This window comes from Lysobacter avium (assembly GCF_015209745.1).
Taxonomy (GTDB): Bacteria; Pseudomonadota; Gammaproteobacteria; order Xanthomonadales; family Xanthomonadaceae; genus Novilysobacter; species Novilysobacter avium.
Genome location: NZ_CP063657.1, coordinates 2159705 through 2175361, shown reverse-complemented (window position 1 = coordinate 2175361; position 15657 = coordinate 2159705). Strand labels below are relative to the sequence as shown.

At 65.9% G+C, this 15657-nt stretch carries 11 protein-coding genes and 1 riboswitch; of the genes, 7 read left to right on the top strand and 4 right to left on the bottom strand.

The features are described 5' to 3' along the window. The first annotated feature begins 120 nt into the window (after nucleotides 1–120). From INQ42_RS09830 to INQ42_RS09820, 3 genes are all read left to right on the top strand, one after another. The gene (locus INQ42_RS09830; protein ID WP_194034108.1) at nucleotides 121–2718 is read left to right on the top strand and encodes a type VI secretion system Vgr family protein; all 2598 of its coding nucleotides are present in this window, start codon (nucleotides 121–123) and stop codon (nucleotides 2716–2718) included. Nucleotides 2719–2750: 32 nt separating this feature from the next. Beyond that, nucleotides 2751–5537, top strand: coding sequence for a glycoside hydrolase family 19 protein (locus INQ42_RS09825; protein ID WP_194034107.1), 2787 nt, complete (start codon nucleotides 2751–2753; stop codon nucleotides 5535–5537). Between the two features lie 938 nt (nucleotides 5538–6475). Further along, nucleotides 6476–7168 carry a M949_RS01915 family surface polysaccharide biosynthesis protein gene (locus INQ42_RS09820; RefSeq protein WP_194034106.1) on the top strand — a complete coding sequence of 231 codons (693 nt, stop codon included), beginning with the start codon at nucleotides 6476–6478 and terminating at the stop codon, nucleotides 7166–7168. 3 nt (nucleotides 7169–7171) lie between these two features. Here the strand turns inward: INQ42_RS09820 and INQ42_RS09815 are convergent, their stop codons facing one another. Together INQ42_RS09815 and INQ42_RS09810 are read right to left on the bottom strand one after the other, a co-directional pair. Continuing rightward, nucleotides 7172–8068: a M23 family metallopeptidase gene (locus INQ42_RS09815; protein ID WP_194034105.1), complete on the bottom strand. Its 897-nt coding sequence runs from the start codon at nucleotides 8066–8068 to the stop codon at nucleotides 7172–7174. Next, nucleotides 8050–9186 (bottom strand): NHL repeat-containing protein, encoded by a 1137-nt coding sequence (locus INQ42_RS09810; RefSeq protein WP_194034104.1) that lies wholly within the window; start codon nucleotides 9184–9186, stop codon nucleotides 8050–8052. The genes INQ42_RS09815 and INQ42_RS09810 overlap by 19 nt, the downstream gene beginning before the upstream one ends. A gap of 127 nt (nucleotides 9187–9313) precedes the next feature. Continuing rightward, a riboswitch (SAM riboswitch) is annotated at nucleotides 9314–9435 on the top strand. A 66-nt stretch (nucleotides 9436–9501) separates the two neighbouring features. On the opposite strand from INQ42_RS09810, the gene metX reads away from it, so the two are divergent. From metX to INQ42_RS09795, 3 genes are all read left to right on the top strand, one after another. Further along, nucleotides 9502–10563 carry a homoserine O-succinyltransferase MetX gene (metX, locus tag INQ42_RS09805; RefSeq protein WP_194034103.1) on the top strand — a complete coding sequence of 354 codons (1062 nt, stop codon included), beginning with the start codon at nucleotides 9502–9504 and terminating at the stop codon, nucleotides 10561–10563. Then, nucleotides 10560–11780, top strand: coding sequence for a cystathionine gamma-synthase (metB, locus tag INQ42_RS09800; RefSeq protein WP_194034102.1), 1221 nt, complete (start codon nucleotides 10560–10562; stop codon nucleotides 11778–11780). Before metX ends, metB begins: the two co-directional genes overlap by 4 nt. A 116-nt stretch (nucleotides 11781–11896) precedes the next feature. Then, nucleotides 11897–13027, top strand: coding sequence for a homoserine dehydrogenase family protein (locus INQ42_RS09795; RefSeq protein WP_194034101.1), 1131 nt, complete (start codon nucleotides 11897–11899; stop codon nucleotides 13025–13027). A gap of 397 nt (nucleotides 13028–13424) precedes the next feature. On the opposite strand, the gene INQ42_RS09790 is transcribed toward INQ42_RS09795, so the two are convergent. Both INQ42_RS09790 and INQ42_RS09785 read right to left on the bottom strand, forming a co-directional pair. Further along, nucleotides 13425–14807: an L-serine ammonia-lyase gene (locus tag INQ42_RS09790; RefSeq protein ID WP_194034100.1), complete on the bottom strand. Its 1383-nt coding sequence runs from the start codon at nucleotides 14805–14807 to the stop codon at nucleotides 13425–13427. A gap of 106 nt (nucleotides 14808–14913) precedes the next feature. Beyond that, nucleotides 14914–15321, bottom strand: coding sequence for a hypothetical protein (locus INQ42_RS09785; protein ID WP_194034099.1), 408 nt, complete (start codon nucleotides 15319–15321; stop codon nucleotides 14914–14916). A gap of 74 nt (nucleotides 15322–15395) precedes the next feature. Between INQ42_RS09785 and INQ42_RS09780 the strand changes: the two genes are divergently transcribed. Continuing rightward, on the top strand, nucleotides 15396–15629 hold the full coding sequence (locus INQ42_RS09780; RefSeq protein ID WP_194034098.1) for a glutaredoxin family protein: 234 nt from the start codon (nucleotides 15396–15398) through the stop codon (nucleotides 15627–15629). Nucleotides 15630–15657: the final 28 nt, after the last annotated feature.

The following is a 15657-nucleotide window of genomic DNA, read 5'->3' as shown; positions in this document are numbered from 1 at the left end:
ACACCAGCGGCGCCGGCTTGACCCCGCAGCGGGGCTGTCGCCGGTGATGCTAGTCTCAGGCCGTTGCCGCGCGATCCCACAGCGGCGGCTCGCCTAACCTCAAGCAATTGGATGGAACCCATGGATACGGATATCCAGTCTGTCGTGGCGCGCGCACTGTCGCGTGTGTCGCAGCACCAGCGCCTGATCGAGATCGACACCGCGCTGCCTGACGCGCTTGTCGTCGAACGCTTTGAAGGCATTGAGTCGGTCTGCGACGACTTCATTTTCAGCGTGGACTGCCTGTCCACCGATCCCTTTCTGGAGGCCCGCGCGTTGCTTGGCCAGCCGATGGCGCTGCGCCTGCGGCTGGCCGGTGGCAGCCTGCGCCACTGGCACGGCCACTGCACCCGGGTCATGCCGTTGGGCAGCGACGGCGGGTTTGCCCGCTACCGATTGGTGATGGCGCCGTGGACGGCATTTCTGAAGCTGCGCCGCAACGCACTGGTGTTCCAGGATCTGGATGCGCTGGGCGTGCTGGAGCGGGTACTGGATGACTATCCGCAGGCGGCGCTGCGTGTGGATGCGACCCAGTCGCTGCCGGTGTACCCGATCACCACCCAGTACCGCGAGAGCGACCATGCGTTCGTGTTCCGCCTGCTGGCCGATGCCGGGCTGGCGTGGCGGTTTGAGCACGCGCAGGACGACGAGGGCGGCGTCACCTTGGTGGTGTTCGATCGCGACGCGACCGTGCCGGAGGCGATGGAGTCCACCTTGCGCTTCCATCGCAGTGATGCGACCGAGGCCAGCGATGGGATCCAGCGCTTCAGCGAACAGCGCCAGACAACGGCCAGCATCCTGGGCACCGCCAGCTGGCAGCCGGAGCAGGTGGAAGCCGTGGCGGGCAGCGCGATTGGTGCTGCGGTCGGGTCGAATGCGCCGGCGTTGGAGGCGTGGTCGATGGTGCGCAATGGACGCTTCGCCAGCCGCAGCGACGCCGAGCAACACGCCGCACTGCAACTGGATGCGCTGCGTTTACCCCAGCGCCTGTACGCTGGCGCCGGCAGCGCCCGCAGCATGGCGGCGGGGTTTGCGTTCACCCTGACCCAGCACCCGGACCTGTCCGGGCAGGCGTTCCTGCCACTGGTGATTGAACACCGCGCCGCGAACAATCTGGACAGCGGCATCGCCGAGTTGTTGGGCCCTGCGGGCGGAATCGAGCGCGGCAACTACCGCAACCGCTTCCTCGCCGTCACTGCCGAGACGCCGGTCGTGCCGGTCGCACGCTACAAGCCCACCGCGCCGGGCCTGCAGACCGCGATCGTCGTCGGCCTGCCCGAGTCGGCGCTGACCTCCACCCGCGACCATCAGGTGCGGATCCAGTTCCCGTGGCAGCGCGGCACCGCGCCCAATCCGGGCGGCCTGACCGAGACCGGCTCCACCGCCCACCCGAATGGCCACGCCCCCGGCGACGACACCAGCGGCACCTGGGTGCGTGTCGCCGAATGGATGGCCGGCCCGAACTGGGGCAGCCATGCCCTGCCACGCGTCGGCAGCGAGGTGCTGGTTGAGTTCCTGTATGGCGACATCGACCAGCCGGTGATCACCGGCCAGCTCTACAACGGCAAGGTCGCCCCGCCGTTTGCGTTGGCCGACGCCAGCAACCACCCCGGCACCCTGAGCGGGCTGCACACCCAGAGCCTGGACGGCGGCGATACCCAGCAATGGGTGATCGACGACGCCCCCGGCCAACTGCGCCAGCGCCTGCACACCAGCCTGGCCGACAGCCGGCTGGAACTGGGCTACCTGATCGACCACGACAATGCCCGCCGCAGCAGTCTGCGGGGATCGGGGTTTGATCTGGCGACGCTGGGTTGGGCGAACCTGCGTGCCGGCCAGGGCGTGCTGCTGTCGACCACCGCGCGCAATGAAGGTGTGTCGACCCAGATGGATGTCGCCGAAGCCGTCGGCCAGCTCAAGGGTGCCGAGCGCACTGCGCAGGCGCTGGATGACGCGCTCGGCAGTGCGCAGGTCGCCCCGCTGTCTGCCAACGAACGCCAAACCGAAATGCTGGCCCACGTGGACACCGATCAGGACGGTCACTACAACGGCGCCGTCAACGGCCAGTCCGCGACCAAGCCGTCCGGCGGCGAGCGGGACGGTGGCGACGACGCACCTGGACGTGCGGGTGCCGCGGGCGCAGGAAGCGCAGGAGCGGCCCCGGTCGAGCGGCTGGCGACCCCGCTGCTGTTTATCGAAAGCCCCGACGCGATCGCTCTGGCCACACCGAAAAGCGCGCTCGCCCACGCCGCCGGCAACATCCATCTGACCAGCCAGCAGGACGCCCACATCGCGGCCGGGCAGACCTTGGCCGGGGTTGCCGGTGGGCAGTTGGCCCTGTTCGCCCAGCGCGGCCCGATCAAGGCCATCGCCGCCGACGGCCCGGTCAGCCTGCAGGCCCACACCGGAAAGCTGGAAGTGCTGGCCGACCAGAGCGTCACGATCACCGCCAGTGACGAGCGCATCGATGTACTGGCCAAGGACAAGATCGTCCTGCAGGCCGGGCAGACCAAGATCACGTTGGAGGCGGGCGACATCACCTTTGCGTGTCCGGGCGAGTTCCGGGTCAAGGCGGGGCAGGTGCCGTTCAAGGGTGGGGCGAGTGGCGATGTCAGCCTGTCACTGCCGGATGGACTGCTGAAATTCAAGCCCGATCGGATGCCGGATTTCTCCGGCTGACCGGGCCAATTGACTTAGACAAGGACGTCTACATGACCGACGAAACCCAGACACTGACTCCCCTGAAAAATTTCGTTTACCCGTTCCAGGCGGCCTCGGCTGGCGGCCAAGGGGCTTCAACGGCGACCGACGTCGTCGACCCGCAGAGCTACTACAGCGCCTTGGCCAAGGCCGAAGACGGGTTCTACCCGATCGGTGCCAACGGGCAATGGCATGGTGGGATCCACTTCGGCAGCCAGACTGGCGCAACGCTGGTGCAGGATGCCGGTATCCGTTGTATCGCCGATGGCGAAGTGATCGCCTACCGGATCGATGACACCTATCCCACGGTCGCTTATGACTCCTGCGGCCCGGCGACCTACTCGACCGGCTTCGCGCTGGTCCGGCACCGGTTGCAGCTGCCGCCGGCGCCAAAGAAGAACGAAAGTGCAGCCGCGGGAGATTCCGCCAACGACACGGCAATCGCGCAAAAAGAAGAAGAGCCGTCGCTGATTCTGTACAGCCTGTACATGCACCTTCAGCACTGGGAGGGCTACCGGGCCGATACGAAGAAGGCGCGGCCGGCCTATTGGGGTGACGCGGTATACGCGGTAGCCGAATCCGCCAACGATGCCGACCGGGGCAAGAACCCGCATATCCCCGAAGGTGGCATCGGTCTGAACCTGCGCGACGCCGCCGGCAAGATCGCCGGGTACGCCCCGCGCGGCGTCAAACTCAAGCTCGGTGGAGAGGGCAAGAAGAAGGGCTACTACGCGGTTACAGGGGTCGTGAGCGGTGAAGTGGCGCCTGCCGGGCTGACCGGCGCGTATGCGTACAAGAAGGAGCTGACCGAGACCACCGCCGACCCTGCCACCGACAGGGTGGTCGTGCTCGACAAACCGATCGGGGTCAATGCCGGTGATCTGATGGGACACCTTGGCCAGTACCAGCGATACGTCGATACCAACCCGTTGGGGTCGAGCTGCAGCGAAAGGCCGCTGGTGCAGCTGGACGTGTTTACCTGCGACGATGTCGAAGCATTCATCGCCAAGAGCCGCGAACGCGCCGGCGAGCTGGACGAGAAACACAAGACCCTGTTGCTTATTGAGGCCGGGGCGAAGCTGGCGCTACCGACCAAAGCCGATCAGCGGATTACCGAAAGCGACGGCGTGGTCTTGGACGCGACGTCACCGAAAACCGGTCAGTGGGCCAAGGTCCGGAAAGGCCCCCTGCAAGTGGTTGGCAAGACCGGCTTGACCCGCTACACCACCGCGACCCGCACTTACAGCAATGGCAACGTGCTTTCGCGGGTGGTGGATGCCGGCGGCAATGCAATTGAAGTGGACGCCTACAACGCACTCTCGGCTGCAGACAAGGCCGCCTATACCCGACGCGAAGTCATGGTACCCAGCGGGGATGCCGTCTGGGTAGAGCGCGGGATGCTTGGCGAGGGTCCGTTGATGACCGGCCGTTCCTTGGAGGCTTGGAGCCGGTTCCCATTGACTGCGGGTGATGCCACTGGGCCGCAAGCCGCCGCTCCGCGAGTGGTCGCGTTGAAATCCCTGGAGGAGATCGCCACCGAAGCCGACGGCACGCGCTGGTGGCGAGTGGTGGTGTGCGCGAGTGACGGCAGCGGACGCGCGGGCTGGGCAAGTGAGAAAGGGCAAGCCAAGGTGCGATTGTGCACGCCGTGGGATTGGCCGGGATTTGAGCTGGTCACAGCCGATGACATGATACCGGCGACTCTCTACGCCAACCACGTGGCCAAACATCCCCGGACGCCGAAAGACGAACAGTCAACCCTCGCGGCACAAGGTGCCAGCGCCGAAAGCTCGCAACTATTCACCAAGCTGTATGACCTGATCGATCTGGATGGCGACAAAAAGCTGGTTGCTACCGAAATTCGCAAAGCCCTCAGTCAACCCTGGCTGGCCGAGGCCATTTCCCGCCTGATTGTCCGCCACGACAGCGAGTGGGCTGGTCCGATGGATAAGTGGGACGCGCTCGATGAGTTGATCCCGGAAGCGCGCAAGGCCGACTGGACGCAGGAGAAAAGGCGGATTGAGTCTTTGCTTTGGTGGGATGGTATTCGAGAGGTGGGGGATGACTTTGCAACGCTCCCAAAGCCCATGCACTTCCATCCGGTAGGGGTGATTTCCAGCTTCTCATGCGGTGGCGGCTGCAACTGTGTAGACGTTGATCGATTTATAGAAGAATATCGACTAAAGCACGGCACCTTCTCAAACTCCACGGGAAAACAGCTGGATGCAACGTCCGAGAGTAATCTCAGACTGCTGGTCGACGGAATCGTTGACTACCATAGGGTTCATGGGCGCGAATGCTACGTTCCTCATATCGCCTATATGCTGGCCACAGCCGGGCATGAGACGTTGTGGGCCGGAACCTATTTTGAATCCCGCGGCGAAGGTGGCGGGAGGTCTTACTTCAATAAGTACGATCCAGTTCTTGCGAGTACCCAGGCCCATCGAGACCGCGCATTTGCCAATGGGAATACTGAAGAGGGTGATGGATACAAATACAGAGGTCGGGGGTATGTCCAAGTCACATGGAAAGATAATTATCGGAAATGTGGCGATAACTTAGGGTTGGACTTGGTTGGAAATCCTGATCTAGCACTAGCTCCCTCGGTCGCAGCAGGCTGTATGACCTACGGGATGTACTCTGGGATATTTACTGGCAAGAAAGTTACCACGTACATAAATAAAGCAAGATCTGATTATGTTAGCGCCCGCAGGGTTATTAACGGAGTGGACAAAGCAGAGGTAATTGCGGGGCATGCAGAAATTTTTGAGGCCATTTTAGAGAGGGTGAAATGTTAAAAAGCAGGGTTCCTCCAACGCTTGCTATTGTTCTGTTTGCAGTAGGTGCCCCAATCGCTTGCAAAGAAGGCCCTCCTGGGAGCGAGCTTCTGCGTAGCGACGCGCCTCAGCAAATTGTGGAAAGTACCGTGGATCAGTATCTACGCAAGGGTGGAGATATTGTCTACGAAGATGTGGTCGATGTTGCAAGTGAGCTTGGCATTATAGAAAATTACCCGTCTCTATACACTTACCTCGAAAAATCGACGGGAGGTGATCTGCTTATAATTCAAGAAACATCAGGGTCGCGAAATACATATAAAACTATTACGCCCATAGTCGGGGCGAGTGATCGAGCCATATATGTTGATTGTTCATATGTTAAGTCGGAAGACACCTTGACCCGGGGGGTCCGGGTGGGAGCCTATTGCCGAGGGTCATCGGAAGCAACGCGAGATTCCCTCGAGGATGCGATTAGCGAAAAGCATCTAGTGTCCTACTCAAAAAACTATCCTTGGATAGCTCAAGCGGTAAGCATCAGTGGTCGATGCCCCGCCGCGATGGGGATCGACTTCAGTGGCTACCACATATTGCGTTGCGATGCCGGTAGCTCCAATGAGCTTACGGAGGATATCTCAATCGAAGTGTTTTCTAGGAACCTTGAGCCTGTCTTTCAGCTCCGGGGGGTTGAATTCTCTCCGAGTGAAGCGGACTTGGCAGATGATGTTCTGGTGTTCTGGGGATTGAGGAATGACTCTCCCCATAGCGTTATTCGCAGAGCGATTGAAAAGACGCGCTAGAGTTTTTGAGCATATCTGCTCAGCCGATACAGATGATGAACTATCACCACAAGCTGGGAGCCAAGTGGCTGCCGTCGCTGTCGGGAATCTCGCTGGGCGGAAACCAAGGTGACTAGATCAACAACTTCACGTCCTACGAACACTGGATTGCGCGCGGCCATGGTCGCCATCAGCATGCTGTTGCTGGCCGGCTGCGATGGGGTGAAAAGGGTGCAATCGGAGAATCCCATGCCGGCGGTCGCCGTGGCGCCCACTCCTTCCGTGCAGACAGGAAAACAGTCCCTCGGCGCGTCGGAATTGCAGACACTCTCACTTGTTGAGCCAGTCATCGACACTCTGCACTTCACCGACCGCCACGGCGACCAAGCGGTCGTTTGCTCCCGACTGGCCAAGCACGCCGAAGATCCGGTGGACGGGACGGTAGCCGACCGCATCGTGCTTTCTGCAGAGGTGTACTCCCTACCCGCAACACGGGCACCAACAGCCGCAGGCTGGCAGCACACCGATGACATCGAATGCGACGGCGTGGACATCGAGGCCGGCTTTTATCCCGATAGCGTCTCTGTGACCGACCTGGACGGCAATGGCACCGCAGAGTTGACGTTCGCGTACCACCGCTTCTGCGGTGGAGGGATCGACCCTCGCGATGTCACCGTGTGCCTGCGCGAAGGCGGGGACTCGTATGTATTGGAAGGACAGACGCCGGTAAGAGTGGGCAATGACCCGCCTTTCGGCGCCGGGTTTCAAATGGATGCTGCATTGAGCGCTGCGCCGCAATGGGTACAAGACCAAGTGCTTACGACCTTTCAACAGCTGCGAGACGAGGCGGCGGCGGAGTCCCACACCAACTGAACGTCAGTGGGGCGTTTCCGCTTCCACCCCTTCCATCCGGAACGGCAGCGATACCAGGCGCATGCCGCGGTTGACCTGCACGGCGAAGTGCAGGTGCGGGCCGGTGCTGAAGCCGGTGTTGCCGGACCAGCCGATGTGTTGGCCGGTGCGCACGCGCTGGCCGGGTTTGGCGACCGCGCCTCCCTGTTGCAGGTGCGCATACACGGCCATGCTGCCGTCGTCATGCAGGATGCGGATGTGGTTGGTGTTGCGCAGCAGTTTGTCAGCCGGTCCAGCGCCGCGGTGTTGGGCCGGGTTGTTGCGGAGCGCATCGAGGTGATGGTCGATCACCTGCATCACCACACCGTCGCGCGCGGCGAGTACGGCGGTGCCGACCGGTACGGCGAAGTCGATGGCGTAGCGGTTCTCGTCATCGTCATGGCTGAAGCTGCCTGCGAAGCCCTGGTCGATGGCGATGGGCGTGTCTTTCGTCAGCGGCAGCAGGTAGGTCACATCACGCGGCTGTGCGCTCGGATTGCCGGGCACGCTGTCCAGGATCAGGTCGAAATCGACGGCACCGGAGGGGTCGGCGGCGCGGAACACGGCGACCACGGTGCTGCCGTCGGTCGGGATGGTGGCGCGCGCGGGCAGGGCCGGTGATGCCACGGTGTTGTGGCGCTGGCGATAGCGCAGCCGCACTTCAATCGGGCCCGGCAAGGGGTTGTCGGCCCAGGCGTGGTAGCCGTCGTCGGTGGCTTCGATGCGGACGCGTGCGGCGCCGCTGTCTGCGACGCCCGCAGCGGGAGGGGCAGCTTTGACGGCGGCCAGCGACGCGAGGTCCAGCGCCACTACCGCCGACGCCAGTAGCAACGTCGCGCGTAAGCCCAGATGCCGCGCGCGACTCACCGCGAGCCGGTGCATTCCGCGGCGAGCTCCAGGCTGCGGGCGATATCGGCCAGATCGAACGCGCTCACCGACTCGTCGTTGTGGATGGCAAACAGCGCGCCGTGCGGGAAGGCGGCGGTGCTGGCGGCATGCACGGCGATGCCGTCGGACATCGCGGTGGTCTCCCCGCGGAAGCTGCCAGCCGGGGTCAGGTCGCTGCGCTGGAACAGATGGAAGGCGGTCCGCGTCTCACGCTGGTCGACCGCGACCCAGTAGCCGGTGTCGGGGCCGCAGGCCCACAGCGCGACGCCCTCGGCTTCGGTGGCGAAGGTGTCCTCGGGCAGGCTGCGGCCGGTGAAGGTGCCGGCCAGGGTGTATTCGCGCAGGGTGGATGCGTTGCGGCCGGTGCTGCCGGGAAAGCGCTCGTCGGCGATCATCAGGCGGTCAAAGGTCGGGTCGCCGGCGACGGATTCCACCACCCGCAGTGCGCCGGGCTCGGCGGTGTCGCCAAACGAACCGAGATAACTTGCCCGGAAGCCCTCGTCCTCCAGCTCGACGTGGAAGCGGCGCACGCGCTGGTCGAGCTCCTCCAGCGGCGGCACGATCTCGAAGCGCTTGCCGTACATGAAGCTGTCGGTGACGTACACGTCCAGCCCGCCGGGCGAAACCTCGTTGATCCACAGGCCGTAGGGGCTGCGCAGCTGGTCCTCGCCGAAGGTGCCGAGCGGAGCGAAGTCGGGCAACGCGAGCATCTGCACGCGGTGGTTGTCGCGTTCGGCGACGAAGAGGTGGTCGCCGTGCACGGCCAGGCCGTTGGGACGCTTGAACGTGCGCGCGGCGTCCTCCGTCCCGCCCACAGTCTGCAGCCATTCGCCGGTGTCGGCGTCGAACACCATCAGGGTGTGCGCGGTCTTGGCGCTGGCGATCAGCCAGGTGCGGCCGTCCGGCGCGGGCCAGGTGGCGAGCGAGTCCAGTTCCACGCCGGGATGGGCCGGCGAGACATAGCGCTCGGGCACGACGCGCTCATCCACGGGGAAGGTCGCGGTGTCGACATCGCTCACAGGGGCTATGTCGCTGTTGCGTTGCAGTCCGGTGGCGCAGCCGGCCAGGGCGAGGAGCACGCCGGTCGCGGCGAAGAATCGGCAGGGAGTCATGGCGGGCAGTCTAGTGCCTGCACGTGCGCGGGGCGGTGGCCGGTGCGCAACAACCGGATCGAGCAAGGCATCGCTTTATGCGGATAAAGCGATTGACATCGCTGAAAAGCGTGGGCACACTGCCTGCCATCCATCGAGACCGGCAGAGGGACAGGCCCTTTGAAGCCGGGGCAACCCATCGCAGCGCAAGCCGCGAACGGGTGCCAAATCCTGCGGCGCCGCGTTTCAGCGGTGGCCGGAAGATGGTTGCCGGCACGATCCAGTGTGCGTTGGCAGCCATCCCTCGATGGCTCCCCGCCACTTCGGATAGCCCTCATGAGCCTGCAACTCGCTTCGCGCACCACCGAAACCCTTTTCCAGCCCCGCCACGTCGCCGTATCGCGGTTCCCGGCCGCGGCGCGGAAGATGGCGGTGCGCGGCGAGATCGACGTCCAGCTGGAGATGCGCCACGCCGGCATCCGCGCGGTGACGCTGCGCTACGAGCGCGTCGGCGATCCGTCCTTGCCGGTGCTGTTCGTGGCCGGCGGGATTTCCGCCAACCGCCACGTCGGTGCCAGCGACCAGTTCAGCGATGCCGGCTGGTGGCAGGAGCAGTCCGGCCCCGGCCGTGCGCTGGATCCCGGGCAGCACTGCATCCTCGCTGTCGACTGGGTCGGGGGTGACGGCACGCTGGACGCCGTGATCGATCCCGTGGACCAGGCGACGGCGGTCGTGGCGCTGCTGGACGCGCTGGGCATTGCGCGCCTGAGCGCGTTCATCGGTAACTCCTACGGGGCGATGGTCGGGCTGCATCTGGCCGCGCTGTATCCGCGGCGGGTGGGTCGCCTGGTCGCGATCAGTGGGTTCCACCGCGCGCATCCCTACGCCAGTGCCTGGCGCGCGTTGCAGCGTCGCGCGGTCGCCTTGGGCGCGCTGCAGTGCGATGACAGCCAGGGCGTCGCGCTCGCCCGTCAGCTGGCCATGCTCAGCTACCGCACCGCCGACGAGTTCGACAGCCGCTTCGGCGCCGCCACGGTGGTCAACGGCCGCGTCCAGGTCGCGGCCGAGGACTATCTGGACCACTGCGGCCAGCAGTTCGCCGACCGCGTGGCCGCGCACGCCTTCGTGCGCCTGTCCGAATCCATCGATCTGCAGGCGGTCGATCCGGAAACCGTGCATGTGCCGGTGACCGTGGTGGCGGTGGCGGAGGACCTGCTGGTGCCGCTGGCCGATGCCTACGACCTGGTCCAGCGCCTGCGCGGCGAGACCCGCCTGCACGTCATCCATTCGCGCTTCGGCCACGACGCGTTCCTGAAGGAGTCGCGCGCGATCGACGGCATCCTGCGCGAGGCCCTGCTCGACATTGCCGCCGATGCGGACGCCGAGGCGCTGGCATGAGGGCGCAGCACGTGCAGGCCCGCCCGTCGCATCGCTGTACGACCGCCGTACGCGCCGGCATCGACCGCGACGAGGCGTTCGGCGCGGTCACCCCGCCGCTGGTGCTGTCGTCCAACTTCAGCTTCGCCGGCTTCAACGACCGGCGCACCTACGACTACACCCGCAGCGGCAACCCGACCCGCGACCTGCTGGCCGAGGCGCTGGCCGAGCTGGAAGGCGGCGCGGGCGCGGTGGTCACGGCGACCGGCATGGCCGCGATCACGCTGGTGCTGAACGCGTTGCTGAAACCCGGCGACCGGCTGGTGGTGCCGCACGATGCCTACGGCGGCAGCTGGCGGCTGTTCAACGCGCTGGCGGAGAAGGGCGCCTTCGAGTTGACGACCGTGGACCTGACCTCGCCGCGCGCTTTGGCCGAGGCGCTGGCGCTCGGGCCGACGGTGGTCTGGATAGAGACGCCGTCCAACCCGCTGCTGCGCGTGACCGACCTGCGCTTCGTGATCGAGGCATCGCACGCCGCCGGCGCGCGGGTCGTGGTCGACAACACCTTCCTCTCGCCGGCGCTGCAGCAGCCGATCGCATTTGGGGCCGACGTGGTCGTGCATTCCACCACCAAGTACATCAACGGCCACAGCGATGTGGTCGGTGGCGCGGTGATCGCCCGGGAGCAGGACCACCACGAGCAACTGGCGTGGTGGGCCAACTGCCTGGGCATCACCGGCTCGCCCTTCGACAGCTTTCTGACCTTGCGCGGCCTGCGCACGCTGGATGCGCGCCTGCGCGTGCACGAGCGCAACACCGCCGCGCTGGTGGACCTGCTCGACGGGCATCCGGCGGTGCGCGCCGTCCACTATCCCGGGCTGGAAAGCCATCCCGGCCACGCGGTCGCCGCGCGCCAGCAGGACGGCTTCGGGGCGATGCTCTCGCTGGAGCTGGAAGACGGCGGCGCCGGTGGCGAGGCGGCGGTGCGGGCCTTCCTCGATGGGCTGGAGTACTTCACCCTGGCCGAGTCGCTGGGCGGTGTGGAAAGCCTGCTCGCCCACCCAGCGACGATGACCCACGCTGCGATGACCGCGCAGGCGCGCGCAGCGGCCGGCATCACCGACGGCCTGCTGCGCCTGTCGGTCGGCATCGAGCACGCCGAGGACCTGCTGGCCGATCTGGCCGCGGCGTTGGACCGCGTCCAGCGCATCCAGCTTGCGCCGTGTGCAGCGCGATGAGCGCGGGTTTGGCGGGTCGTTTGCGGGTTGACGGTGACGTGAGTCCGCGGTTCAACGCGAGCGTACGGTCCCACAGCCGCACGGGCACCCAAGCGGGCGAGGAAGCTCCCGTAGCTATGCAGCACGACCAGGGCGTCAACCCAACGCCGAGCAAGCCCTCGGCGCGAGTGGCACTGCTCGGAACCGGCAACGTCGGCAAGGCCGTTCTGGACCGACTGGCAGCCTGGACCGGCACCCCGCGCGGAGCTTCATTGGCGTTGGTGCATGCGGGCAACTCCCGCGGCGCGCTGCGCGCCGGGCGGCTTTGCCCCGCCGACGTCAGGCGCCGGCTCCTGGACGGCAGTCCGTGGCACGCCGATCCCGTGCTGGCGAATCTGTCAGGTGTCGCCGACGCACTTGCCGGCAACGATCCGGCGCACCGCATCATCATCGACGCGACGGCCAGCAGTGAGGTGGCCGACAACCACCCCCGCTGGCTGGCGCAGGGCATCCACGTGGTCACCGCCTGCAAGCTGGGACTGGGGACGACGCTGGAGCGCTGGCAGGCGATCCACGACGCCGCGGCTCACGGCAACGCCCGCTACGGCGACAGCGCCACCGTCGGCGCGGGCCTGCCGCTGCTGCGCAATATCCGCGACCTCCAAGCCGGCGGAGACACCATCCACGCCATCGCCGGCGTCCTGTCCGGATCGCTGGCGTGGCTGTTCAACCACTACGACGGCAAGAAGCCGTTCTCGGAAATGGTGGACGAAGCTCGGCAGGCCGGCTACACCGAGCCGGACCCGCGCGAGGATCTGACCGGCGATGACGTGCGCCGCAAGATCCTGATCCTCGCCCGAGCCGCCGGCGTCCCGCTGGCCAGCGATGAGGTGGAAGTGGAGTCGTTACTGGATCTGGCTGGCAGGGAGACGGGGCAAGACCGACATGGCGCGAGACGCGATGACAGCGTAGTTCCTCCGCCTCTCGAGGCTTTGCTCCAACGGCGCCACCGGGATGCAGCAGCAAGGGGCGCGCAACTGCGCTACATCGCTCGGCTGCAGAATGGCGGCGCGACAGTACGCCTAGAAACGCTGGACGCGACGCATCCGCTTGCCAGCGGCGCCGGCACCGACAACAAGCTCGCAATCTGGTCAGACCGCTACCGCGACCAACCATTGGTGATCCAGGGACCTGGCGCAGGCGCGGAAGTCACCGCCGCGGGCCTCCTCGACGATGCATTGCGAATCGCGCGCTCAACGCCTGATTGAACGAAAAGTGGGAGTCTTCGCTCGGTTCTGCGAATTGGCCGCGACCTGCAGGGCTTCCCGGCGAATGTCCCCCGGCCCACGCCTGCGGCGCAGGCCTCCTCCTTTATTTCGCCCGGAAGCCCTGCAGGTCACGTCTGTCAGCCGATTTCTGCCTTGCGAGGTGCGGCCGGCTCTGTGCTTTATCAAACACCGCGATGCCCCACCGACGGGCGCGAGTGGAGCGAAACAAGAGGAGGCACCGGCTTCACCGGTGCCGGAAGCCATTACGAGGGAGCGGGTGCCCTTGGGTGCGAAATAAAGAAGGAGGCACCGGCTTCACCGGTGCCGGGGGACATTCGCACCCAACGGCACCCGCGCCCGTGCTCCGAGACCGCGCAGCCGCGACGCTTCTAACCCCTCAGCACTCGATGACGTTCACCGCCAGCCCGCCCCGGCTGGTTTCCTTGTACTTGTCCTGCATGTCGCGCCCCGTATCGCGCATCGTCTTGATCACCTTGTCGAGACTGACCTTCTGCGAACCGTCCCCGCGCATCGCCAGCCGCGAGGCGTTGATCGCCTTCACCGAGCCCATCGCGTTGCGCTCGATGCAGGGGATCTGGACCAGCCCCCCGATCGGGTCGCAGGTCAGGCCCAGGTTGTGTTCCATGCCGATCTCCGCCGCGTTCTCCACCTTGACGGGACTGCCGCCGAGCGCCGCGGTCAGGCCGGCGGCCGCCATCGAACAGGCGACGCCGACCTCGCCCTGGCAGCCCACTTCGGCGCCGGAGATGCTGGCGTTTTCCTTGTAGAGGATGCCGACCGCCGCGGCGGTCAGCAGGAAGGTGCGCACGCCCTCGATGTTGGCGCCGGGGATGAAGCGGTCGTAGTAATGCAGCACCGCCGGGATGATCCCGGCCGCACCGTTGGTAGGCGCGGTGACGACGCGGCCGCCGGCGGCGTTTTCCTCGTTCACTGCCAGCGCGAACAGGTTGACCCAGTCGAGCATCGTCAGCGGATCGTCCAGGCCGGCGTCGGGCCGCGACTGCAGGTCGGCGTGCAGGGCGGGTGCGCGACGGGTAACACGCAGCCCCCCGGGCAACGTCCCGGGAGAGCGGATGCCGCGCTCCACGCAGGACTTCATCGCGTCCCACAGCTGGTCCAGGCCGGCATCGATCTCGGCCGTGCTGCGCCAGACCTGCTCGTTGGCATGGATCATCTGGGCGATCGAAAGGCCGCTGTCGCGCGCGCGCATCAGCAGCTCGTCGCCGGAGGAAAACGGGTAGGGCACCACGCTGGTGTCGGCGACGATGCGGTCCTCCGCCGCCTCGTCCTCGTTGACCACGAAGCCGCCGCCGACCGAGTAGTAATCCCGCGTGGCGATCACCTCCCCCGCCGCGTCGTAGGCGGTGAAACGCATGCCATTGGTGTGGAACGGCAGCTTCTGGCGCTTGTTCATGATGAGATCGTGCTTCTCGTCGAAGCCGATCTCATGGCGACCCTGCAGGCGGATGCGTTTACCGCCGCGGATGCGCTCCAGCGTCGCCGGAATGATGTCCGGGTCGATCCGGTCCGGCCAATGGCCTTCCAGGCCCATCATCAGCGCCTTGTCGGTGCCGTGGCCGCGCCCGGTCATCGCCAGCGAGCCGAACACCTCGGCGCGCACGCGCGCGGTGCGCTGGAGATCGCCGTTGTCGACGATCCAGCGCTCGATGAAGCGGGCAGCGGCGCGCATCGGCCCCACCGTGTGCGAGGAACTCGGCCCGATGCCGATCTTGAACAGGTCGAAACAGCTGACGGACATGTGGATCCAGTACTAAAAACAGCGGTGGGTGGGCGTGGCGACCGCTCAGGGTCGACGCTGGTTGGGCGAGCAAGGGTCGCCGCCAGCCGGCGCGCAACCGGCCCGGTCAGTCGGCCAGGCGCTGGTAGTTGCCTTCAATGGTGCCGCTGCCAGCATCCAGCGGGCTCAGCGTGAGCTGGTTGCCGGCCTCGTCGGCGGACACCTTGAAGTGCCACGCCAGGTTGCTGTCGGCGCCGTTGAGGGCGAGGCGGCAGTCGTCGGCCTGATAGGTCCACGAACCGCCACTGACTTCCGGCCGCTCGTGCAACCACGAGTCGAAGCGGCGCTCGCCGTCCTGCGTGACGAGGGAGAACTGCTCAAAGGTCCCCGCGTCGCCGCTGCGCTGCCAGTCGCCGATCAGGGCGGCTTCGGCAACGTCGCACGCACTTGACTGCGCGGCAGTCGCGGAGGCCTGCTCGGCGCTGCACGCGGCCAGTGAGAACATCAGCGCGGCGGAAAGAAGAAACCTGGTCACGGCTGCGGAGCCCTCCGGAATGAACGCCTATGATAGCCGCCGCCCCCGGGCCATTGCAGAGGCGCCCCGAGAAGATGCAGCTGATCCTTTACCAGCGTGATGATTGCCACCTGTGCGACCTGGCGCTGCTGGAGCTGGCGCGCGCCCGGGCGCCGGACTTCGAGAGCGTATTCATCGACGACGATCCGGACCTGGAGCAGCGCTTTGGAGTGCGTGTCCCGGTGCTGCTCGATCTCGACACCATGCGGGAACTGGCGTGGCCATTCGACGCGGGCACGCTCAGGCCCTGGCTGGCTGGGAGCGGTTGAAGCGGGTCGGCGGCGCGCTGCCCGGGCG